Raw genomic sequence first — 20,737 nt, 5'->3', positions numbered from 1 at the left:
GTGTTGGTATTTTAGTATTCGTGCAAGAGCAAATGTAGCGAAAAAACGCGGCTCAGGAAATATTCGCTCTGATATAATTGTGTATATATGTGGTAAGTTCGGGCGAATCGACGATGCGGATGTCGTCCAGCAGCCCTACCACGAAGCGGCCTACCCCGGCGAATCCCGCCACTTCGGTGTCCAGCAGCCAGCGTCCCCTGCCCAGCGGCCGGACGTCGCGTTCGGCCAGCGGGTACTCCTCGCAGAGCAGGTTGTAGGCCAGCAGTCCCAGCTCCAACCGTACGCGGCGGCGTGCGCCGCCGTGCATGCGGAAGGCGTCGATGAAACCTTCGCAGTGCTCCGGTTCGTGTTCCCACGGGGCTGCGGTCAGCTCGGCGGAGCCGATGCGCGAGGTTTTGAAGAGCTTGCAGGCATGCGCTTCGGGATCGTAGCACCACACCTGCACGTAATTGGTCGTAAAGGCGAACGGCTCTACCCTGCGGTCGCGGACTTCGCCGCCGTGCGCCGACTGGTAGCCGTGCAGGATCACCTGCCGATGCTCGTCGATCGCCTCGATGAGCGTGCGGATATTCGGAGAGTTCTTGCCCCGTACGACCGTGTCCGCCAGCGTTTTATTGTCGTATACCGAGTAGAGTTTGCGCTTGAGGTTCTGTTTGAGCATGTTCGTGTCGTCGATGTTCTCGATGGCGCTTTTGAGTATCACCGCCTCCTCCTCGGTGAAGTGGACTAGCTGCGAGATGTCGCGGAAATGGGGCGACTCCTTGTCGAGACGGATGCAGTTGCCGCTCTTCTTGATGACGAATCCCGCTTCGCGGAAGGTGTCGATGTAGCGGTAAACCGTCCGGCGCGACATCTGCAGCCGCTCGGCCAGTTGGTCGATGTTGTATGTGGTGTTTGCCGTCAGCAGTTTCATCAGCCGCAGCAGGCGTTCGAGTTTGGATTGGTCCATGATGAGTTATCGTCCGTATTTTTCGAGGTATTCGCAAAGCGTTGCGTATAATTCGTCCCGCCTGCAATGGATGGAGGAGGGTGAAATGTTGATCGCCGAACCCGTGAGCCGTTCGTCGAGCCTTCTCAGCCATAGGCGAAGCCTGTTGTGGCTCTGCACGGCCGGCTTTTGCGGTTCGGAGGTGATGACTGCGATAAAGGGTTGTCCGTTGATGTCTGCTTCACGGAAGGATCGGATTTCGTTCCATTTCAGCGCGTACTCTCTGCCGTTCGGTTGGCGGACCGTGAGTTTTTCGGGTGTGAGTGTCAGCGCTTCGCTGTTGCGTGCCAACCGTCGGAGGACGAGCAGTCCGGCAGCGAAACAGCCTCCGAAAAAGAGTATGCCGGCATAGCCTACGATCCTTACGGGCAGGTTGCCGGGATGCAGGCGGATGAGCAGCAAGCCGGCCGCTCCGAATGCAGGGGCGCCTATAAGTATCAGGGCCGCCGTCCGGAGCATTTTGAAGTGATAGACTTTTCTCATGCCGCAAAGATATAAAAAAGCCGTGACATATCCTGTCACGGCCCTCTGTTTGGGTGTTACGGTATGTGCTGCACTATTGTGCGAGTACTTTCTTTTCGATCTCTTCGACTTGGCGGCGAAATGCCTTGTCGGTTTCGATGAGGTTCGACACGGCTTTGCACGAGTGGAGCACCGTAGCGTGGTTGCGCCCTCCGATGGCCGAACCGATGGTCGTGAGCGGTGCTTTGGTGTGCTGCTTGGAGAGGTACATGGCGATCTGCCGCGCCTGCGCGATCTCACGCGTGCGCTCCGTCGAGTTGAAGCGTTCGAAATCGAGGTTCAGGTACTCGCATACGACCTTGATGATGTGGTCGATGGTGATCTCCTTCTGGTAGAGCTGCACGTATACCTTCAGTATCTCCTTTGCCAGCGACGTGGTGATCTTGCGGCCGAGGAACGAGGCGTTGGCGACCAGCGACGAGAGCGCGCCTTCGATTTCGCGCACGTTGGCCGAGATGTTGTCGGCCAGATAGGCCACCACGTCGTCCGAAATCTGGGCGCCGAGTTTCTGGGCCTTTACGCGGATGATTTTGAGTTTCGTTTCGTGGTCCGGCGTATTGAGCTGGGCCGAGAGTCCCCATTTGAAACGCGTCAGCAGCCGCTGTTCGATGTCCTTCAGCTCCACGGGCGGCTTGTCCGAAGTGAGGATCAGCTGCTTGCCCGCCAGCTGGAGATGGTTGAAGATGTTGAAGAACGCGTTCTGCGTACCCGTCTTGCCCGTCAGCTCCTGAATGTCGTCGATGATCAGCACGTCGATCATCTGGTAGAAGTGGATGAAATCGGGGATTTCGCCGTTCTTGTAGGCCGTCTGGAACTGCGCCTGAAACTTGTTCATCGAGACGTACAGCACCTGCAGTTCGGGATGGCGCTGCCGCACCTCGTGGCCGATGGCCTGCACGATGTGGGTTTTGCCCAATCCTGAGTTCCCGTATATATATAAGGGGTTGAAGGGGTTGTTGCCCGGATTCACGGCCACGGACATGCCCGCCGAGCGCGCCAGCCGGTTACATTCGCCTTCGATAAAGGTCGCGAACGTCAGACCCGGATTGAGCTGCGGGTCGATAATTATCTTCTTGAGTCCCGGAATTACGAAGGGATTCTTTATATTTGCGGTATTGGTCTGCGTGTTGAAACGCGAGATGGCCGTGGTGTCGGCGTCGGCGGTGACGGGTACGGCCTGAGCGGCCGAACGGGGCACGGCGTAGTGCAGCCGGGTCTGCTGGCCGTAGAGCTGCGAGATGATCGGGCGCAGGAACGGAATGTAGTTCTTCTCGATCTGGTGGACGTAGCTCTCGTTGGGAACGCGCAGGCGAAGGTTCGTGCCGTCGAATTCGAGCGGTACGATCGGCTGGAACCATTTCACGAACTCCTCTTCGGAGGTCTGGGCCTTGATTCGGTCAAGGCAGTTCTGCCACATATCGCTATATGTTTGCGCGTTGTTTAACATGATAAGGGTTGCACTGTTTTTGATGTGACAAAGTTGTGAATAATTTTGCAAAAAGATTTCCGAATTTATGTTGCAATTTCACTTTTTTTATATATAGAAAAACAACGGTTTCCGGACACTCAATTTTAACTCCCTGATATTGAATAATAGAAATATAATTTGTATATTTGCATATAAATTTTTTAAATTAATATACATTTAAATTATAAGTAAAACTAATAATCTTATGGCTAACGAATTAGAACAATCGGTGCTGAAAAAGGCGCAGGCATGGCTTGACGGCCACTATGACGAAGCTACCAAGAAGCGGGTTAAATACCTGATGGACAACGATATGAAAGAACTTGTCGAGAGCTTTTACAAAGACCTCGAATTCGGTACGGGCGGCCTGCGCGGCATCATGGGCGTGGGTTCCAACCGCATGAACGTCTACACGGTAGGCGCTGCCACACAAGGGCTTGCCAACTACCTGCGCAAGAACTTCGCGGGCGAGCAGATTCGGGTCGCCGTGGGCCATGACAGCCGCAATAATTCGCGTATGTTCGCCGAGCGCGTCGCCGACATTTTCGCCTCGAACGGATTCACCGTTTTTCTGTTCGACGCACTGCGTCCGACGCCCGAACTGAGCTTCGCCATCCGCGAGCTGAAATGCCATTCGGGCGTGGTCGTTACCGCTTCGCACAACCCCAAGGAGTACAACGGCTACAAGGCTTATTGGACCGACGGCGCGCAGGTGACCGAGCCGCACGACAAGAACATCATCGCCGAGGTCGCCAAGATTACCGACGTGAACATGATCCAGCTGGGCAAGAACCCGCAGAACATCACGATCCTCGACGAGAAGTTCGACGAAATCTATTTAAATAAGGTGCATGAGCTGTCGCTGTCGCCCGAAAGCGTCAAAAAGCACCACGATATGAAGATTATCTACACCCCGCTGCACGGTTCGGGCGTGCGTCTGGTGCCGGAGTCGCTCAAGAAGTTCGGCTTCACGAACGTGAAGCTCGTGCCGGAGCAGGCCGTTATCGACGGCAACTTCCCCACCGTCGAGTCGCCGAATCCCGAAGAGCGCAAGACCATGTCGATGGCCATCGACCTTGCGGCCAAGGAGGGCGCCGATCTGGTGCTGGCCACGGACCCCGATTCGGACCGCATCGGCGTTGCGCTGCGCAACAAGAAGGGCGAATACGTGCTGCTGAACGGTAATCAGACCCTCGTGCTGCTGCTGAGCTACCAGCTGACTCGCTGGGCCGAGCGCGGCAAGCTGGACGGCAACCAGTATGTCGTGAAGACCATCGTGACCTCGCAGATGGCGAACGCCGTGGCCGACTACTTCAAAGTGAAGTGTTACGACTGCCTGACGGGCTTCAAGTATATCGCCAAGATTATCCGCGAGAACGAGGGCAAGGCCAAATACATCGGCGGCGGCGAGGAGAGCTTCGGCTATCTGGCCGGCGATTACGTACGCGACAAGGACGCCGTGTCGGCCTGCTCGCTGGCGGCCGAGGCGGCGGCTTGGGCCATGGATACGATGGGCCTGACGCTCTACGAGTGGCTGCAGGAGCTTTATGTGAAGTACGGCTTCTTCCGCGAGGGCCTCGTGTCGGTCGTACGCAAGGGCAAGGAGGGCGCCGAGCTGATTCAGAAGATGATGGTCGAATTCCGGGAAAACCCGCCCAAGACCATCGTGGGATCGCCCGTGGTGAAGATCAACGACTTCCTGTCGCTCGAAACGACCGACGTGAAGAGCGGTGCGAAGAGCCCTATCGAGCAGGATAAGAGCAATGTGCTTCAGTGGTTCACCGAGGACGGTTCGATCGTCTCGGTGCGTCCTTCGGGAACGGAGCCCAAGATCAAGTTCTACTTCGGAGTAAAGGCTCCGCTCGAATCGGTCGCCGATTTCGAGCGGGTGCAGGCGGAACTCGACGCCAAGATCGAAGCCATCAAGAAAGACCTCAAACTGGAGTAGCCGCGGCTGCCCAGTCCGACAAAAGCGCCCCGGTCCTCAGGCCGGGGCGCTTTTTGTCATATTACCCCGGTTGGAATTTGCACTTCTAAAAATTTAGTATTACTTTTACTAAAATTTTAGTAGCTTTTGAAATGAAAAATATGTTTATCCGTACGGCGGCTTTGGTTGCGGCATGTATATATATGGGGAGTGCGGCGGCGCAGGAACCCCGCAGGCCTGAAGCGCAGCTGCGCTTCGACGAGGCGCGGCAGGAAGCGATCGCCGATCTGCCCTCCCCCGCTTTTGCGGCCGATTCCTTGGCCGCCGCGCGTCCGTTCGCCTATAAACTCAACCGGCGGCGTACGACCGAAGCTGCGGCATACGATGCGGTGACATTGTGGAACGTGCGTAAGGTGAAGGCTAAAAACCGCCGGATGCGCTTGTCGGACACTACCCGGCGCGAGAAAGTGCGTTTGCTGAAATTCTTTACCGAGCGCAACCGGAAAAAAGGCGTGCGTCCGCACCTGCTGGGCAACGTTGCGGGATATACGTGGGCCGACGACGTATACGACGAACCCGGACACAAGTGGCGCAGCGCCCCAAAGCATATCGCCGCCTACACGCTGCGCGACGAATACGATTCGGTGCGCAGGGCCGGAGGCGAGCTCTCCCTATTCAAGGTTCCCAAGGAACTTTGGCGTACGTTGCCGCCCGACGCCGTTTATCTGCTCGACGGGGAGCGGGTTCCGGGCAGTAGCTTCCAGTTTATCGACGGGCTGATCCTGCGCACGCTCGAAATATACACCGACTCTGCGACGATGGCGCGCTACGGCGCCGGCCGGGGCGTCGTTATCGGGGACATCTATCCCGACCGGGTGCCGCTCGTGGTTTTCAACGGTGCTTTTTCCTCGATCGAATCGTGGCTGAAGATGTGCCGGGCCGATGCCTTCTCGGTGTCGGCGGACGTGCCGATGCACTATTTCTACATGCTTCCCGTCGAAGCCGTGCAGACCTATGGCGTGCGGGGGAAATACGGTGCGATCTGCATCGACATCGTGGAGTGATTTCGGCCCGAAGGATTGCCGACGACGAAGAGTTGCTGGCCCCCGCGCGAAAGCTCGCACCAAACGCGCTGTACCGTGCCGGGCACGTTCCACGGCAATAGCGGAGCGGGCCTGTCGGGAAGTTTAATCCGAGTCGCCGCTCCGCTTGTGTGAGAATGCGCTCCGTCAGAGTTTCGGATTGCTGCGGTGCCGCTCTTTGTCGCGCGAGGTTTTTTTGGCGAAGTTGGCTTCCATGGCCGCCGTGAGGTCCACGCCCGTCTGGTTGGCCAGACACGTCAGCACCCATAATACGTCGGCCATCTCGTCCGCGAGATTGCATTTCTCCCCCTCCTTGAACGACTGGTCGCCGTATTTGCGGGCCATGATGCGGGCCAGCTCCCCTACTTCTTCGGTGAGCACGGCCATGTTGGTCAGTTCGCTGAAATAGCGCACTCCGTACTCTTTGATCCACGCATCGACCCGTCGCTGTAATTCGCTTAGTTCCATTTGTCCGTTGATTTTTCCGAAAGGTACGAAAAAATCCCGCTTTCTCCGTGTCGGGGAAAGCAGGAAAAAGTCATTTTACAATATCCTAATCGGTTGTTTCCGGCTTATTTTATCCGAATCAGGTTCAGGCCGTCCCGCAGCGGTACGATTACGTTTTCGACGCGCGGATCTTCCCGGACCATGCGGTTGAACTCCATCACCGCCTGCGTGTGGCGGTCGTTGTGGGCGATCGGCTGCACGACTTTTCCCGACCAGAGGATGTTGTCGGCGATCAGCACCGAGTCGCTGCGCACCAGCGGACAGCCGCCGTCGTCGCCCATCAGCATCCGGTAGTAGTCCGGGTATTCGCGCTTGTCGCCGTCGATGAATACGAGGTCGAACACACCGCCCAGTCCGGGAGCTATATCCAGCGCCGAACCGATGTGGAGCCGGATGCGGGAGCCGTGCGCGCTGCGGTCGAAGAACGATTGCGCCAGCTCTTCCAGTTCGTCTTCAACCTCGACGGTATGCAGTTCGGCCTCCCCTTCCAGCCCTGCGGCCATGCAGAGGGCCGAGTAACCCGTGAAAGTCCCGATTTCGAGCACCCGCCGCGGGCGTAGCATCCGCACGAGCATTTCCAGCAGGCGGCCCTGAATATGGCCCGACAGCATGCGGGGCTGTATGACCCGCAGGTTGGTCTCGCGGTCCAGTTCGTGCAGCAACTCCTCTTCGGGCGAGGTGTGGTCGCGGATATATTGTTCGAGCGCGTCCATTACTGCCTGCAGAATCCGTATTTGTTGAACTTGTACGATGCCTCGATCCGGTCGGGCGTGTCGGCCTTGAGCGCGAGCAGGCATTCGCGGGTGAATTCGAGATACCCCGTGCCGTTTGCCGTCACGACGTTGCCGTCGCGCACGGCCTGCCGCTCCTCGTAGAGCGCGTCGCCCGTGTAGTTCGCCCCGCCCCACTGTTTCAGCATTTCGACCGTGTTGCCCGTATGCCGTACGCTGTTCAGCAGGCCGTTCGCGGCCATGAACGAAACTGCGTTGCAGATGGCGCCGACGAGAATCCCGCGCTTCAGCGCTTCGCCTGCGAGCGGCGCGATCCGCCGGGCGGCGGCCGACTCCCACTGCATGCCGCCGACCAGAATCAGCCCGGCGCAACTTTCCGGCAATGCCGACGCGTCATAATCGGGCGTTGCGCGCAATCCGCCGATCGACCGGACGGACTCTCCGTCGGGAGACATGTATTTTACGGCGTACGAACCCGGACGGCCCGGCATGACGCCCGAACAAAGGGCCGGGGCGAGGAACGCCGCCTCCCAGTCTGCAAATTCGTCGAGCAGGACGAATACGATCTCTTTTTCCATAACCTTATTTATAAATCAGTCTCGACATGCCGGAGAATACCTCTTCGGCGACTTCGGTCAGCTGCACGGCGGTCAGCGAACGCACCTTGGCGTAGACCTGTTCCATCGTGTCCACGTCGTCGTGCGTCAGGAAACTTTTTCCGGCGCCGAGCATGTAGCCCTCGTTGCTCTCGCTCGAAATGGCGAGCTGGGCGATGAACTGTTTTTTCGCCATCGACAGTTGGCGGCCCGTCAGCGGCGCGGTGCGCAGTTTGCGCAGCTCCCCTTCGATCAGGTCGATGCACTGCGCCGTGTTGCCGTTTTCCGAACTGAAGTAGATGGCCACGATCCCCGTGTCGCTGTAGGGCGTGTAGCTGGCTTCGATGTTGTACGACAGTCCGTTTTTCTCGCGCACCACGACGTTCAGCAGCGAATTGGCGCACGGCCCGCCCAGAATATTGGTCACGAGGGCCAGCGGCAGGCGTTTCTCTTCGCCGATGCCGTACGCGCGGCCGCCGATGATGCAGTGTGTCTGGTGGGTATGCTTCACCACGGTCTTCTCGAACGGCGGCCGGGGTGCGGTCGCGGCCCGGACGAATCCGCGCGTCGTGGCCGCCTGCTGCGCGAAATAGCGCGCCGCGACGGTCTCGGCCGTCTTGGCCGAGAAGTTGCCGATCGAAGAGAAGACCATCTGGTCGGTCGTGTGCGTGCGGCCGGTGAAGGCGCGGATCGCGTCGCCGTCGTAGCGCATGAGCGCGGCTTTGCGGCCCAGAATGTTGTGGCCCAGCTCCGAGCCGGCGAACAGCATCTCTTCGAACGTGTCGTATATCAGGTCGGCGGGCGAGTCCTTGTAGGTGTTGATCTCGTCGGCGATCACCTCCTTTTCGCGTTCCAGCTCCCGGTCGGGGAACGTCGAGCGGAAGGCGATGTCGGCGATCAGCTCGACGGCCTTCGGGAAGTCGCCCCGCAGGGTCGTGGCGTGAATGGTCGTGTCCTCCTTGGTCGTGAAGGCGTTCAGTTCGCCGCCGAGGTTTTCCAGCCGGCAGTTCACCTGCCATGCGCGGCGGCGCCGGGTGCCCTTGAAGAAGGCGTGTTCCGTAAAATGCGCCAGCCCGTACTGGTCGGGGTGTTCGTCGCGGCTTCCGGCATTGACGACCAGCGCACAGTGCGCCACGTTGCTTTTCACCTGACGGTGGATGCCCCGGATGCCGTTGGGTAATCTGTATGTGAAGAATTCCATGATTATAATTTCGTGCGCAGGCTGAGAAATTTGCCCGTATAGCTATCCGGGCACTGTTCCAATGCGCGCGGAGTGCCTTCGAATACGACTCTTCCGCCGCCCGTACCCGCTTCGGGACCGAGATCCACAACCCAGTCGGCGCATTTGATGACGTCCATGTTGTGTTCCACGATGACGATCGTGTGTCCCCGTTCGATCAGCGCGTTGAATGCCGCCAGCAGCTTGTTGATGTCGTGGAAATGAAGTCCCGTCGTCGGTTCGTCGAAGATGAACATCACGCCGCCCTGCGCGCTGTCCTTGGTCAGGAACGACGCCAGCTTCACGCGCTGGCTCTCGCCGCCCGACAGGGTCGAAGAGGACTGGCCCAGCTTGATGTAGCCCAACCCCACGTCCTGCAGCGGTTTGAGCCGCTCGACGATCCGTTTGCAGGTCGAATCCTTTTTCTCCTCGCCGAAGAACGCGATCGCGTCGTCTACGGTCATCTCCAGCACGTCGTAGATCGACTTGCCGCGGTATTTGACTTCGAGTATCTCGTCGCGGAAGCGTTTGCCCCCGCAGGCCTCGCAGACCAGTTCGACGTCGGCCATGAACTGCATCGAGACCTTGATGACCCCTTCGCCCTGACACTCTTCGCAGCGTCCGCCCGCGATGTTGAACGAGAATGCCGAAGCCCCCAGCCCCGTATGCTGGGCATAGGGCTGGTCGGCGAACAGCCGCCGGATTTCGTCGTAGGCCTTGATGTAGGTCACGGGATTCGAACGCGACGACTTGCCGATGGGGTTCTGGTCGATCATCTCGACCGATTTGAGCAGCTGCACGTCGCCGACGATGCCGTCGAAGTCGCCGGGCTTGACGCCCGTGTCGAAGAGCATGCGCCGCAGTGCCGGATAGAGTATTCCCTTGGCCAGCGACGATTTGCCGCTGCCGCTGACTCCCGTGATGCAGGTCATCACGCCCAGCGGAATCCGCACGTCGATATTGCGCAGGTTGTTCTCGCGGGCGCCTTTTATGACGATCGAACTGCTCCATCCGCGTTCCGCGGCGGGCGGGGCGATCGCGCGGCGGCCCGTCAGGTAATCCGCTGTCAGGCTTTTTTTGTTTTTCAGAAGCTGCGGCAGCGTACCGCTGAAAACCACTTCACCGCCGTTGTAACCCGCCTTGGGACCTATGTCCACGATGTAGTCGGCGGCGCGGATCACCTCTTCCTCGTGCTCGACGACGATCACCGTGTTGCCCAGATCGCGCAGTTGTCTGAGCACCTTGATAAGCCGGTTGGTGTCGCGCGGATGCAGGCCGATCGAGGGTTCGTCGAGGATGTAGAGCGAGCCGGTGAGGTTGCTGCCCAGCGAGGTCGAGAGGTTGATGCGCTGGCTCTCGCCGCCCGACAGGGTCGATGAAAGCCGGTCGAGCGTCAGATAGCCCAGTCCCACGTCGGCGAGGTATTGCAGGCGGCTGCGGATTTCGATCAGGATGCGGGCCGCGGTTTTCGTGTCGTGTTCGTCGAGCTGCAGTCCGTTGAAGAATACGATCAGCTCGTCCACCGGCATCACCACGAGGTCGGCGATGTTCCGGCCGCCGATGCGGACATAAAGCGCCTCTTTGCGCAGGCGGCTGCCCCCGCATTCGGGACAGGTCGTCTTGCCCGTATAGCGCGCCTTCATCACGCGGAACTGGATTTTCCGCCGCTCCGAGTCGATGTAGGCGAAAAACTCGTCCAGACCGTGGAAATATTGGTTGCCGCGCCACAACAGCCGTTTCTGCTCCTGCGTCAGCTCGTGAAACGGCGTATGAATCGGGAAATCGAACTTATAGGCGTTCTCCACCAGCTTTTCCTTCCATTTGCGCATGGTCTCGCCCCGCCAGCAGGCGATGGCGTCCTCGTAGATGGTCTTGCCCTTGTCGGGAATCACCAGATCCTCGTCGATGCCGATCACCTTGCCGTATCCCTCGCAGCGGGGACATGCCCCCAGCGGGTTGTTGAAGCTGAAAAGGTGTTCCGACGGATGTTCGAATTCGATGCCGTCCGCCTCGAAGCGCGACGAGAATTCGGCCGCGCCCTTGTCCGAGATGACGGTGCAGATGCCGTCGCCGTAGGAGAAGGCGCGCGCCACGGAGTCGCGGATGCGGGTTTGCGTGTCGTCGTCCGGCGCGATGCGCATGCGGTCGATCACGACCTGAATATCCGCGGCTCCGGTCGTTTCGTCGATCGAGGGGAGTATCTCCTCGATCAGGCGCGTCTGACCGTCGGTGTAGACTCTCATCAGGCCGTCGGAGAGCAGCAGCGTCAGTTTTTCGATGATCCCCTGCCCTTCGGCCAGCACGAGCGGCGCGGCGATGACGGCGCGGCTCCCCTCGCCCAGTTCCTGAATGTATGTCGCCACGTCGTCCACGCTGTAGCAGCGCACCTCCTGTCCCGATACGGGCGAGAAGGTGTGTCCGATGCGGGCGAACAGCAGTTTCAGGTAGTCGTATATCTCGGTCGTCGTGCCCACCGTCGAACGGGGGTTGCGCGTATTGACCTTCTGTTCGATGGCGATGGCCGGCGCGATGCCCGTGATGATGTCCACGTCGGGTTTGTTGATTTTGCCCAGAAACTGCCGGGCATAGGCCGAAAGGCTCTCGACGTAGCGGCGCTGTCCCTCGGCGAAGATGGTGTCGAAGGCCAGCGTCGATTTTCCCGAACCCGAAAGGCCCGTTACGACGACCAGTTTGTCGTGCGGAATCTCGACCTCGATGTTCTTGAGGTTGTGGACCCGCGCGCCTTTGATATAGATGGATTTTTCGTGTGTCATTTCGTATCGCTGAAACCGCGGAATGCGGCGGACCGCATTTCCGGTTTTCGATTTTTAACTTTCGATTCTCAAATGTCCTCGCCGGCGATGCTTCCTCCGGCTTTTTTCAGTTTTTCGGTCAGCTCCCCGGCGCGGCTTTCGCGGATGGTGAGCACCATCGTGCAGAGGTTGTCGAACTCCTGCGATGCGATTTTAGGCTGCTGCTCCTTGATGACGCGCATGATGTCGTTCATGGCGATGTAGGGGAAATCGACGCGGATCGTGCGGTCTACGGTGCGTTCGACGATTCGGGCCGCCGCGATCGCCTCCGCCGCCGATTCCCTGTATGCGGCGATCAGCCCCGGAACCCCCAGTTTCGTGCCGCCGAAGTAGCGGACCACGACGATCAGGCAGTCCGTCAGGTTGTTCGAAAGCAGCTGTCCCAGAATCGGCTTCCCGGCCGTTCCCGACGGTTCTCCGTCGTCGTTGGCCCGGAATGCGGCGCCTCCCGGCCCCAGCCGCCATGCGTAGCAATGGTGCGTCGCGTCGTAGTATTTCTTGCGCAGTCCGTCGAGGATTTCGCGTATCTGCTCCTCCTGCTGCACGGGGTAGGCATAGGCGAGGAACTTGCTGCTCCGCTCCCTCGACGACGCCTCGGCGGGCGCCGCAATGGTCAGATAGCTGTCCTCCGGTTCCACCCTACCGCACCTTTGTAAACAGACGGTTCCAGCGGATGTTCGCCGGGAACGACTTGTTCGCGTCGAGCGACAGCCAGACGAACGAAGCCTTGCCGACGATATGGTCTTCGGGAACGAAGCCCCAGAACCGCGAGTCGGCCGAATTGTGGCGGTTGTCGCCCATCATCCAATAGTAATCCATGCCGAACGTGTAGCTGTCGGCCTCGGCTCCGTCGATGAATATTTTGCCGTCGCGCTCTTCGAGCGAGTGCCCCTCGTACGTCTCGATGATGCGGCGGAACAGCGGCAGGTTCTCGGCCGTCAGCTCCACCGTCGCGCCTTTCTTGGGCACCCAGATCGGTCCGTAGTTGTCCTGACTCCAGTGCGGCTCCTTCCACTGCGGGAAGACCTCCGTATTGGGGGAGAAAATGTAGCGGCGGACGGAGATCACGTTGTTCAGGGCTTCGATTTTCCCGGCGGCCTCTTCGGTCAGGAACATGTCGTATACCGAGCCGTTGCCCCGGTACTCCGTAATGCCGAGATTCTCGATGGCGTACTGCGAAAGGGGCGACGACACCTGTACGGCGTACTGGTACTGGATGCCCGGAATCCCCTCCTGCGGCGCGCCGTTCACCCACACCTGCCCGTTGCGTATTTCGAGCGAGTCGCCCGGAACGGCCACGCAGCGTTTGATGTAATTCTCCCGTTTGTCCACGGGGCGGCTGATGATGGTGTATTTTTCGGCCAGACGCTTGCGTCCCTCCTCTTTGCCGAACGAATCCTCGTAGCTGCGCAGCACGTCGTAATAGGTGGCGTTCTGATTCTCCAGAAGGACGGTGTCGCCCGCCGGGAAGTTGAAGACCACCACGTCGTTGCGTTTGATTTTGCGCAACCCCTTGAGCCGGTGGTACGGCCACTTGACGGCTTCGGAGAACGATTTTTTGGTCTGCGAGAAGGGCATCGTGTGATGCACGAACGGGAACGACAGCGGCGTGTTGGGCATCTGCGGTCCGTAGGTCACTTTGCTCACATAGAGATAGTCGCCGATCAGCAGCGACTTTTCCATCGACGAAGTCGGGATGACGTACATCTGGAAGACGAAGATATGCACCAGCGAAGCCACGACCGTGGCGAAGATGATGGCGTTTACCCATTCGTATACGGTCTTGTAGACCTTGCTCTGCTGGCACATACGTGCGTTGTGGCACCAGACGTAGCGGTAGAAGAACTTCGTGATGTAGAGGTCGAAGATCACCGCCAGCCCCAGCAGCATCCAGAGATTGCCGGTCCATACGACGAACCAGAGCGTGTAAAGCAGCGAGGCGAGCGCGAAGCCGACCCATTTGTTGCGGAAGAATGCCTTGATTTTTCCCATATTCGTAAATTTATTTCAGCAGGTCGTCCATCGAGTAGACGCCCTGCCTGCCGCATAAGAACTCGGCGGCTATGACAGCCCCCATTGCTAACGTACGGCGGTTCTTAATCGTATGTTTCAGTTCCAGAATATCGTCTGCCGATTCGTAGGTCACGGTGTGTATGCCCGGAACCATGCCTTCGCGCACGGAGCGGATTTCGAGCTGGTCCGCGGCGGCGTCCGCCGGAGTTTCGATCCGGTTCGTCGCGTGTTCGATCCCCGGCGCGTAGTTCACCCACGCGGTCTTGTCGTGCAGCTCCGAGATGACGCCTTCGGCCAGCGTGATGGCCGTGCCGCTCGGAGCGTCCTTCTTCTGGGTGTGATGTACCTCTTCGATCTTCGCGTCATAGCCGCCGACGCGGTCGATCATCGCCGCCAGCTGACGGTTGAGGCGGAACATCAGGTTTACGCCCAGACAATAATTCGAAGTATAGAACAGCGCCCCGCCCTTCTCGCGGCACAATTGCTGCAACTCGCCCAAGCGGTCGGTCCAGCCCGTGGTGCCGCTCACCACGGGAGTCGCGTTTTCGATGCAGGTGCGGATATTGGCGTAGGCCGTCGAGGGCATGGTGAATTCCAGCGCCACGTCCACTCCGGCGAGATTCGCGGCGTTGAGGTCCGCGGCGTTGTCGGTGTCGATCACGAGCGTCACGTCGTGACCGCGTTCGATGAGTATTTTTTCGATCTCGCGGCCCATTTTGCCGTAACCTATGATAGCTGCTTTCATGCTTTCCGTCTTTATTGTCGTGCAAATTCGTACAAAGATAATACAACCCGGCCGCACTGCCAAATTTTTCAACCGCCGCCGCGGGCGCGTTTGTCTTTCCAATGGACGCTGAACGGACGAAGAGCAGGAAAATATTTTTCTGTTCGGGAAATATTTATTAACTTTAAATGGTTGTTCGATTTTAATTCGAAATGAAAGAAGGCTTTAATCTTTATAGTTTGTAATGAGTATGGAAAAAGAACAGAAAAAGACACGCACCGAGTGCGACCTGCTTGGGTGTGTTGAGGTGCCGGAAAACGTATTGTACGGCGTGCAGACCATGCGCGGGCTGGAGAATTTCCCGATCAGCAAGTTCCGGTTGTGCGAGTATCCCCTCTTTATCCGGGGGCTGGCGATCGTGAAACTGGGCGCCGCCGTCGCCAATCACGACATGGGGCTGCTTTCGGACGAGCTTTTCAACGCCATTTCGCAGGCCTGCCGTGAAATCATGGAGGGCAAATTCCACGAATTCTTCCCCGTGGACATGATTCAGGGCGGTGCGGGCACCACCACCAACATGAACGCCAACGAGGTGATCGCCAACCGTGCGCTGGAGATCATGGGGCACGCGCGCGGCGAATACCAGTACTGCTCGCCCAACGACCATGTCAACTGCTCGCAGTCTACCAACGACGCCTACCCTTCGGCGATCCACCTCGGACTTTATGCCACGCACCTCGAACTGCGCAAACACCTCATGGAGCTGATCGCCTCCTTTGCCCGCAAGGGCGAAGAGTTCGCCCACGTGCTCAAGATGGGCCGCACGCAGTTGCAGGACGCCGTACCGATGACCCTCGGCCAGACTTTCCACGGCTTTGCGAGCGTCCTGCAGGGCGAAGTCGAGAACCTCGACCATGCGGCTTCGGAGTTTCTGTCTATCAACATGGGCGCCACGGCCATCGGTACCGGCATCTGCGCCGAACCGGGCTATGCCGAGCGCTGTACGGCCGCCATCCGGGAGATTACGGGCTGGGACGTGAAACAGGCCGAGGATCTCGTGGGTGCCACTTCGGACACGGTCTGCATGGTCGGCTACTCTTCGGCCATGAAGCGCATCGCCTCGAAGATGAACAAAATCTGCAACGACCTGCGTCTGCTCTCTTCGGGACCCCGCTGCGGGCTGGGCGAATTCAACCTGCCGGCCCGTCAGCCCGGTTCGTCGATCATGCCCGGCAAGGTCAATCCGGTGATTCCCGAAGTGATGAACCAGATCGCCTTCAAGGTCATCGGCAACGAACTCTGCGTGACGATGGCCGACGAAGCTGCGCAAATGGAGCTGAACGCCATGGAGCCGGTGATGGCCCAGTGCTGTTTCGAGTCCGCCGAACTGCTTGTCAACGGTTTCGACACGCTGCGCATCCGCTGTGTCGAGGGCATCACGGCCAACGAGGAGAAGTGCCTGCAGTACGTGCACAACAGTATCGGCGTGGTGACGGCGCTCAATCCGATCATCGGGTACAAGAATTCGACGAAAATCGCCAGGGAGGCGCTGGAAACCGGGCGCGGCGTTTACGAGCTGGTACTCGAACACGGCATCCTGAGCCGCGAGGAGCTGGACGAGGTGCTGAAACCCGAAAACATGATCCGTCCCGTAAAACTGAATATCAGGCCGCGGCGTTAGAAAATTTTTTGTATTTTTGCGGAAACCTCATTGATCGCCATGCGTTATTTTCTCGAACTTCGGTACAACGGAGCCGCCTACTGCGGCTGGCAGCGCCAGCCCGACATGCCGTCGGTGCAGCAGACGCTGGAGCGGGCGCTCACTACCCTGCTGCGCGAAAAAATCGAGGTGACGGGGGCGGGCCGCACCGATACGGGCGTCAACGCTTCCTATTACGTGGCGCATTTCGACTGTGAGGAACCGGTGCCCGATCCGGCGCAGGTCGTCTACAAACTGAATTTCCTGCTTCCGGGTGACATCGCCGTCGGGAGCATGACGCCCGTCGGAGCGGATGCGCACGCGCGTTTCGCGGCCCGCGAACGCGAATACCGTTACTATATCGAACCGCGCAAGAATCCCTTTACGCGGGATGCGACGTGGCAGTATTACGTGCCGCTGGACATGGACCGGATGAACGAGGCGGCGGCGGCGTTGTTGGAATACGACGACTTCACCTCGTTCGCCAAGCTCAATTCGAACAACAAGACCAATATCTGCCGCATCATGCACGCGGCATGGACGGCCGACGAACGTGGCGTGCTCTGCTTCACGATCCGCGCCAACCGTTTTCTGCGCAACATGGTCCGGTCGCTGGTCGGGACGCTGGTCGATGTGGGACGCGGGCGCTATACGCCCGACGGCTTCCGCGAGATCGTCGGGAGCCGCGACCTTTCGCGGTCGAGCGGCGGCGCTCCGGCGCAGGGGTTGTTTCTGAGCGACGTGGTCTATCCGCCCGGTGTATTCGAACGAAAAATGTTTTACTAAACTCTAATACTTTAAAATTATGATCGGAACTATCATTTGGCTGATCGGTGTCGCCTGCGCAATCTGGTGCGTCATGGACATCTTCAAGAAAAACATTTCTACCGCCGGCAAAGTCATTGCCGCGATCGTGGTACTGCTGACCAGCTGGCTGGGGCTTGCGGTTTATTATTTCTACGGCCGCGACCATCTGGAAGAGTGGTTCAAATAAACTGCGGAGAGTCTCGGAAACGGGACTCTTTTTTGTTCCGGGCCGGGGATGCGTCTCGTGGTTGCGCTTTAAGGCGAGGCCGGCCGCCGCGGATACGAAAACCGCCCCTTTCGGCAGGAAAGGGGCGGTTCTTTTTCGGCGCGATATTCGGCCTTACAGATGGATTGCTGCGCCCATAGCCGCTTCGGCCGCTTCCATGACGCCCTCGTTCATCGTCGGGTGGGCATGGATCGTGCGGGCTATCCGGTGGCCCGTCGCGCCCAGCATCCGTGCCAGCGTCGGCTCGGCGATCATCTCCGTTACGTTCATGCCGACCATGTGGGCGCCCAGCAGCGTATCGTCCTCGCCGAAGAGGAGTTTCACGAAGCCGTCGCGGTCGCCTGTGGCCGTGGCTTTGCCCGACGCCGTGAAGGGGAAACGCCCCGTCTTGTAGGCGATGCCCCGTTCCTGCGCCTGCTGCTCGGTCATGCCGACCGACGCCACTTCGGGCGAGGTGAAGACGCACGACGGAATGGTCGAATAGTCCACCGGAGCCGGATTGAGGCCGCATATGGCCTCCACGCAACAGATTCCCTCCGCCGAGGCGACGTGCGCCAGCGCGGGGCCGCCCACGATGTCGCCGATGGCGTAAACGCCCGGAACGTTGGTGCGGTAGAACTGGTCTACGACTACCTTGTCCCGCTCGACGGCGACGCCCAGCTCTTCGAGACCGATATTTTCGATGTTGGATTTGATGCCCACGGCCGAAAGCACGATGTCGGCCGTCAGGGTTTCAGCGCCTTTCTTGCCCTCGATCTCCACCTCGCAGCGGCCTTCCGTATTGACGCGGACCGACTTTACGGTCGTCGATGTCAGCACCGCAGCGCGCAGTTTGCGGAATGCGCGCTCCATGGTCTTCGACACCTCTTCGTCCTCCAGCGGCATCATGCGGGGCATGTACTCCACGACGGTGACTTTGACCCCCAGCGCCGCATAGAACCAAGCGAACTCGCTGCCGATGGCGCCCGAACCCACGACGATCATCGTTTCGGGCAGTTTCGCAAGCGTCAGGGCCTGACGCGACGAGATGACGCGCTCGCCGTCGATGGGCATGAACGCCATTTCGCGCGGGCGCGCCCCCGTGGCCAGAACGATGTGGTCGGCTTCGTACTCCGTGCCGTCCACGTCGAGTTTTCCGGGGGCCGTGAGCCGTCCGAATCCCGGTATGAGGTCGATGTTGTTCTTGCCCAGCAGGAAGGCCACGCCTTTGCTCATGGTCTCGGCCACGCCGCGCGAGCGGGCCACGATTTTTTCCAGATCGGGCTTCACTTCGCCCGTGAGGTCGAGCCCGTAATGTGCGGCCGATTTGCAGTAGGTGTAAACCTGCGCGCTTTTCAGCAGCGCCTTGGTCGGGATGCAGCCCCAGTTGAGGCACACGCCCCCGGCTTCGGCCCGCTCCACGAGCGCCACTTTGCGGCCCAGCTGCGAAGCGCGTATGGCGGCGACGTAGCCGCCCGGTCCGCTTCCCACGACGATAATATCGTATTTCATAATTCGGTTGAATGTTTGTTGTCCGTTACCGTTCCCCTCTCGGTCCGGCCCGTCGGGACGGGATTTGCCGGAAGGGGCTTTGCCGCGTTATTTTACGACCCGGAGGATTTCTCCGTTGTCCTTCGCCACGGCGCGCTTCCATTTCTCGTTGTAACCGGGGAACTGGATCTTGTCGGGAATGTTCCTGCCGTTGCCGTTGTCCACGAAGTGCGCCGGTCCGCCGTCGCCGTCGAGGAAGGTCAGCACGTCGGCTTTCTCGCTCTTGACGTTGCCGTCCATATATTTCACCAGCAGGTATTTGTCCAGCTTAGACCAACGGTCGAACAACTGCTGCGCCGTCGCCGTGCTGAACGCCGTGAGGAACTTGCCGCGCGCTTTGGGCGAGAGCGACAGCGCTTCGGCGTCCACCTCGCGTACGGTTTTCAGCATGCCGTTCTCCCACTTGTCCACGACTTTGCGGATGTCGGCCGAAATCATGTCGTAACGCATGTAGGCGAAGTTGGTGACCCGGTTGAAGAGCCAGAACGCCGCCGTGGGCGAATATTCGAGCATCGAGCCGTTCTGCTCGCTCAGGCATGCGGGAACCTCCTGCGCCGAGCAGTAGATCGGCGTCAGGCACGAAGTCGCCGCGTCGTCCACGCCGAACCAGAGGATGCCCATGTCGGCGGGATTCCACGGCCGGGCCTGCGCCACGAACCAGAATCCGGTCTGCTGCGTAGCCGTCGCGCGTTCGTTGACATAGCTCACGCCGTCCACCTCGAACTCCATCGGACGCCAGCGGTAAGGGCATGCACTGCCGCCCGCGCCGATGTCGGCGGTCATGTCCATCGGGGTTCCCTCGTAATGGTCGCGCATGCAGTCGAAGACCGTTTTGGGCGACACTTTTTCGCGGGGCATGACCCACAGGGGCATGCGGTTCGCGGCGTTGTGGCCCATCGCATAATCCGCGTATCGGTCCATATCGTCGGCCACCGTGCGGAAGAAGGCCCAGACGCGGGCTTCGCAGGCGCGCAGGGCGCCGAAGTCGAGCGGCGCATATGCGTCGCAGAAACTGAAATCCGCGTCGGGGCCGTCGTAATACCCCATTTCGCGGGCGAACGAAACGACGTCGGGCGCGTAAAGGCAGTTTTCGGGGTCGTTCTTCGGGAAGGTCGTGATGCGCGCCTGATTGGCGTGCGCCGAAACATATCCGTCGGGAATGCGGCGTGCGACCCATACGATGCCCTTGTTGGCGTTGCCGCCCTTGCCGTCGGCCTTGTATCCCTTGCCGATCAGCTCCATGATCCACACTTCGTCGCGGTCGACGATCGAGAACGATTCGCCGCTCGACGCATAGCCGTAGGTGTTGGCCAGCTCGGCGATCGTGGCGATGGCCTCGCGGGCCGTCTTCGCACGCTGGAGCGTGATGTAAATCAGCGAACCGTAGTCGATCAGTCCGGTCGAGTCGGCCAGTTCCGGCCGGCCGCCGTATGTCGTCTCGCCGATGATGAGCGAATGTTCGTTCATGTTGCCCACCGTCGAGTAGGTCTCGCGCAGCTGGGGAATGTCGGTCAGATAGCGTCCCGTGTCCCATTCGTAGACGGGCATCATGGTGCCGGCCTTGTGGCTTCCGCCGGGTGTGTGGTACAGCGCGCCGTACAGCGCGTGCGAGTCGGCGGCATAGGAGACCATGGCCGAACCGTCGGTCGAGGCTCCCTTGGTGACGATGAAATTGGTGCAGGCCGCTGCCGCGCCGTAGGCGAATACGGCCGTTGCAGCAAGGCAATAGCGGAGTTTTTTCATAGATTTCTAAGGTTTTGATTCCAAATGTACGAAACAAATCCTAAACGGCAAAACGCCGCGCGGGTGAAAAGCGCGATTTTATTTGGATATAAGGGCGTTAAACCTTATCTTTGCGTCGAATGCGAACCGGTCGTATTCCGGC

18 protein-coding genes are annotated in these 20,737 nt (G+C 59.4%); 5 read left to right on the top strand and 13 right to left on the bottom strand.

Annotation, left to right across the window (positions count from 1 at the left end; all coding sequences use genetic code 11):
• Positions 1 to 52: 52 nt before the first annotated feature.
• From ACESTR_RS03665 to dnaA, 3 genes are all read right to left on the bottom strand, one after another.
• Positions 53 to 949 carry a helix-turn-helix transcriptional regulator gene (locus ACESTR_RS03665; RefSeq protein ID WP_279183316.1) on the bottom strand — a complete coding sequence of 299 codons (897 nt, stop codon included), beginning with the start codon at positions 947 to 949 and terminating at the stop codon, positions 53 to 55.
• Between the two features lie 6 nt (positions 950 to 955).
• Positions 956 to 1,471, bottom strand: coding sequence for an STM3941 family protein (locus tag ACESTR_RS03660; protein ID WP_130062616.1), 516 nt, complete (start codon positions 1,469 to 1,471; stop codon positions 956 to 958).
• 73 nt (positions 1,472 to 1,544) lie between these two features.
• Positions 1,545 to 2,957: a chromosomal replication initiator protein DnaA gene (gene dnaA / locus ACESTR_RS03655; protein WP_014774285.1), complete on the bottom strand. Its 1,413-nt coding sequence runs from the start codon at positions 2,955 to 2,957 to the stop codon at positions 1,545 to 1,547.
• A 226-nt stretch (positions 2,958 to 3,183) separates the two neighbouring features.
• On the opposite strand from dnaA, the gene ACESTR_RS03650 reads away from it, so the two are divergent.
• A complete protein-coding gene (locus tag ACESTR_RS03650) occupies positions 3,184 to 4,926 on the top strand; it encodes a phospho-sugar mutase (RefSeq protein ID WP_130062617.1) in 1,743 nt (580 codons plus the stop codon).
• A gap of 131 nt (positions 4,927 to 5,057) precedes the next feature.
• The gene (locus ACESTR_RS03645; RefSeq protein WP_227042145.1) at positions 5,058 to 5,969 is read left to right on the top strand and encodes a hypothetical protein; all 912 of its coding nucleotides are present in this window, start codon (positions 5,058 to 5,060) and stop codon (positions 5,967 to 5,969) included.
• Between the two features lie 165 nt (positions 5,970 to 6,134).
• On the opposite strand, the gene ACESTR_RS03640 is transcribed toward ACESTR_RS03645, so the two are convergent.
• The 8 genes from ACESTR_RS03640 to dapB all read right to left on the bottom strand — a co-directional run bounded on the left by ACESTR_RS03640 (position 6,135) and on the right by dapB (position 14,611).
• Positions 6,135 to 6,455 (bottom strand): nucleotide pyrophosphohydrolase, encoded by a 321-nt coding sequence (locus ACESTR_RS03640; RefSeq protein ID WP_009598235.1) that lies wholly within the window; start codon positions 6,453 to 6,455, stop codon positions 6,135 to 6,137.
• A 104-nt stretch (positions 6,456 to 6,559) separates the two neighbouring features.
• On the bottom strand, positions 6,560 to 7,207 hold the full coding sequence (locus ACESTR_RS03635) for an O-methyltransferase (protein ID WP_009598302.1): 648 nt from the start codon (positions 7,205 to 7,207) through the stop codon (positions 6,560 to 6,562).
• Entirely contained in the window at positions 7,207 to 7,803 is a 597-nt protein-coding gene (locus tag ACESTR_RS03630) for a type 1 glutamine amidotransferase family protein (protein WP_130062621.1), read from the bottom strand. Before ACESTR_RS03630 ends, ACESTR_RS03635 begins: the two co-directional genes overlap by 1 nt.
• 4 nt (positions 7,804 to 7,807) lie before the next feature.
• The gene (locus ACESTR_RS03625) at positions 7,808 to 9,022 is read right to left on the bottom strand and encodes a M16 family metallopeptidase (protein WP_014776599.1); all 1,215 of its coding nucleotides are present in this window, start codon (positions 9,020 to 9,022) and stop codon (positions 7,808 to 7,810) included.
• A gap of 2 nt (positions 9,023 to 9,024) precedes the next feature.
• Positions 9,025 to 11,814: an excinuclease ABC subunit UvrA gene (uvrA, locus tag ACESTR_RS03620; protein ID WP_278506512.1), complete on the bottom strand. Its 2,790-nt coding sequence runs from the start codon at positions 11,812 to 11,814 to the stop codon at positions 9,025 to 9,027.
• A 68-nt stretch (positions 11,815 to 11,882) separates the two neighbouring features.
• The gene (locus ACESTR_RS03615) at positions 11,883 to 12,491 is read right to left on the bottom strand and encodes an IMPACT family protein (RefSeq protein WP_009598216.1); all 609 of its coding nucleotides are present in this window, start codon (positions 12,489 to 12,491) and stop codon (positions 11,883 to 11,885) included.
• A 1-nt stretch (position 12,492) separates the two neighbouring features.
• Positions 12,493 to 13,845 (bottom strand): signal peptidase I, encoded by a 1,353-nt coding sequence (lepB, locus tag ACESTR_RS03610; RefSeq protein ID WP_009598288.1) that lies wholly within the window; start codon positions 13,843 to 13,845, stop codon positions 12,493 to 12,495.
• 10 nt (positions 13,846 to 13,855) lie between these two features.
• Entirely contained in the window at positions 13,856 to 14,611 is a 756-nt protein-coding gene (dapB, locus tag ACESTR_RS03605) for a 4-hydroxy-tetrahydrodipicolinate reductase (RefSeq protein ID WP_014776595.1), read from the bottom strand.
• 229 nt (positions 14,612 to 14,840) lie between these two features.
• On the opposite strand from dapB, the gene ACESTR_RS03600 reads away from it, so the two are divergent.
• The 3 genes from ACESTR_RS03600 to ACESTR_RS03590 are packed head-to-tail and all read left to right on the top strand — an operon-like array spanning position 14,841 to position 17,283.
• On the top strand, positions 14,841 to 16,271 hold the full coding sequence (locus ACESTR_RS03600; protein ID WP_278714027.1) for an aspartate ammonia-lyase: 1,431 nt from the start codon (positions 14,841 to 14,843) through the stop codon (positions 16,269 to 16,271).
• A gap of 39 nt (positions 16,272 to 16,310) precedes the next feature.
• Positions 16,311 to 17,075 (top strand): tRNA pseudouridine(38-40) synthase TruA, encoded by a 765-nt coding sequence (gene truA, locus ACESTR_RS03595; protein WP_278506515.1) that lies wholly within the window; start codon positions 16,311 to 16,313, stop codon positions 17,073 to 17,075.
• A 19-nt stretch (positions 17,076 to 17,094) separates the two neighbouring features.
• On the top strand, positions 17,095 to 17,283 hold the full coding sequence (locus ACESTR_RS03590) for a PLDc N-terminal domain-containing protein (RefSeq protein ID WP_022044749.1): 189 nt from the start codon (positions 17,095 to 17,097) through the stop codon (positions 17,281 to 17,283).
• A gap of 153 nt (positions 17,284 to 17,436) precedes the next feature.
• On the opposite strand, the gene lpdA is transcribed toward ACESTR_RS03590, so the two are convergent.
• Together lpdA and ACESTR_RS03580 are read right to left on the bottom strand one after the other, a co-directional pair.
• Positions 17,437 to 18,813, bottom strand: coding sequence for a dihydrolipoyl dehydrogenase (gene lpdA, locus ACESTR_RS03585; RefSeq protein ID WP_373178829.1), 1,377 nt, complete (start codon positions 18,811 to 18,813; stop codon positions 17,437 to 17,439).
• Positions 18,814 to 18,900: 87 nt separating this feature from the next.
• Entirely contained in the window at positions 18,901 to 20,595 is a 1,695-nt protein-coding gene (locus tag ACESTR_RS03580) for a C69 family dipeptidase (RefSeq protein WP_014776590.1), read from the bottom strand.
• Between the last annotated feature and the right edge of the window lie 142 nt (positions 20,596 to 20,737).

It is taken from the genome of Alistipes sp. DJF_B185, from assembly GCF_964250025.1.
GTDB classification, from domain to species: domain Bacteria; phylum Bacteroidota; class Bacteroidia; order Bacteroidales; family Rikenellaceae; genus Alistipes; species Alistipes finegoldii.
Note: the sequence above shows the minus strand (reverse complement) of the source record. Positions and strands in the feature narration are given on the sequence as shown.

Excerpts from the sequence above, each read along its gene's own strand:
- ACESTR_RS03665 (WP_279183316.1), bottom strand. The coding sequence starts at position 949 with ATGGACCAATCCAAACTCGAACGCCTGCTGCGGCTGATGAAACTGCTG.
- ACESTR_RS03660 (WP_130062616.1), bottom strand. The coding sequence starts at position 1,471 with ATGAGAAAAGTCTATCACTTCAAAATGCTCCGGACGGCGGCCCTGATA.
- dnaA (WP_014774285.1), bottom strand. The coding sequence starts at position 2,957 with ATGTTAAACAACGCGCAAACATATAGCGATATGTGGCAGAACTGCCTT.
- ACESTR_RS03650 (WP_130062617.1), top strand. The coding sequence starts at position 3,184 with ATGGCTAACGAATTAGAACAATCGGTGCTGAAAAAGGCGCAGGCATGG.
- ACESTR_RS03645 (WP_227042145.1), top strand. The coding sequence starts at position 5,058 with ATGAAAAATATGTTTATCCGTACGGCGGCTTTGGTTGCGGCATGTATA.
- ACESTR_RS03640 (WP_009598235.1), bottom strand. The coding sequence starts at position 6,455 with ATGGAACTAAGCGAATTACAGCGACGGGTCGATGCGTGGATCAAAGAG.
- ACESTR_RS03635 (WP_009598302.1), bottom strand. The coding sequence starts at position 7,207 with ATGGACGCGCTCGAACAATATATCCGCGACCACACCTCGCCCGAAGAG.
- ACESTR_RS03630 (WP_130062621.1), bottom strand. The coding sequence starts at position 7,803 with ATGGAAAAAGAGATCGTATTCGTCCTGCTCGACGAATTTGCAGACTGG.
- ACESTR_RS03625 (WP_014776599.1), bottom strand. The coding sequence starts at position 9,022 with ATGGAATTCTTCACATACAGATTACCCAACGGCATCCGGGGCATCCAC.
- uvrA (WP_278506512.1), bottom strand. The coding sequence starts at position 11,814 with ATGACACACGAAAAATCCATCTATATCAAAGGCGCGCGGGTCCACAAC.
- lepB (WP_009598288.1), bottom strand. The coding sequence starts at position 13,845 with ATGGGAAAAATCAAGGCATTCTTCCGCAACAAATGGGTCGGCTTCGCG.
- dapB (WP_014776595.1), bottom strand. The coding sequence starts at position 14,611 with ATGAAAGCAGCTATCATAGGTTACGGCAAAATGGGCCGCGAGATCGAA.
- ACESTR_RS03600 (WP_278714027.1), top strand. The coding sequence starts at position 14,841 with ATGGAAAAAGAACAGAAAAAGACACGCACCGAGTGCGACCTGCTTGGG.
- truA (WP_278506515.1), top strand. The coding sequence starts at position 16,311 with ATGCGTTATTTTCTCGAACTTCGGTACAACGGAGCCGCCTACTGCGGC.
- ACESTR_RS03590 (WP_022044749.1), top strand. The coding sequence starts at position 17,095 with ATGATCGGAACTATCATTTGGCTGATCGGTGTCGCCTGCGCAATCTGG.
- lpdA (WP_373178829.1), bottom strand. The coding sequence starts at position 18,813 with ATGAAATACGATATTATCGTCGTGGGAAGCGGACCGGGCGGCTACGTC.
- ACESTR_RS03580 (WP_014776590.1), bottom strand. The coding sequence starts at position 20,595 with ATGAAAAAACTCCGCTATTGCCTTGCTGCAACGGCCGTATTCGCCTAC.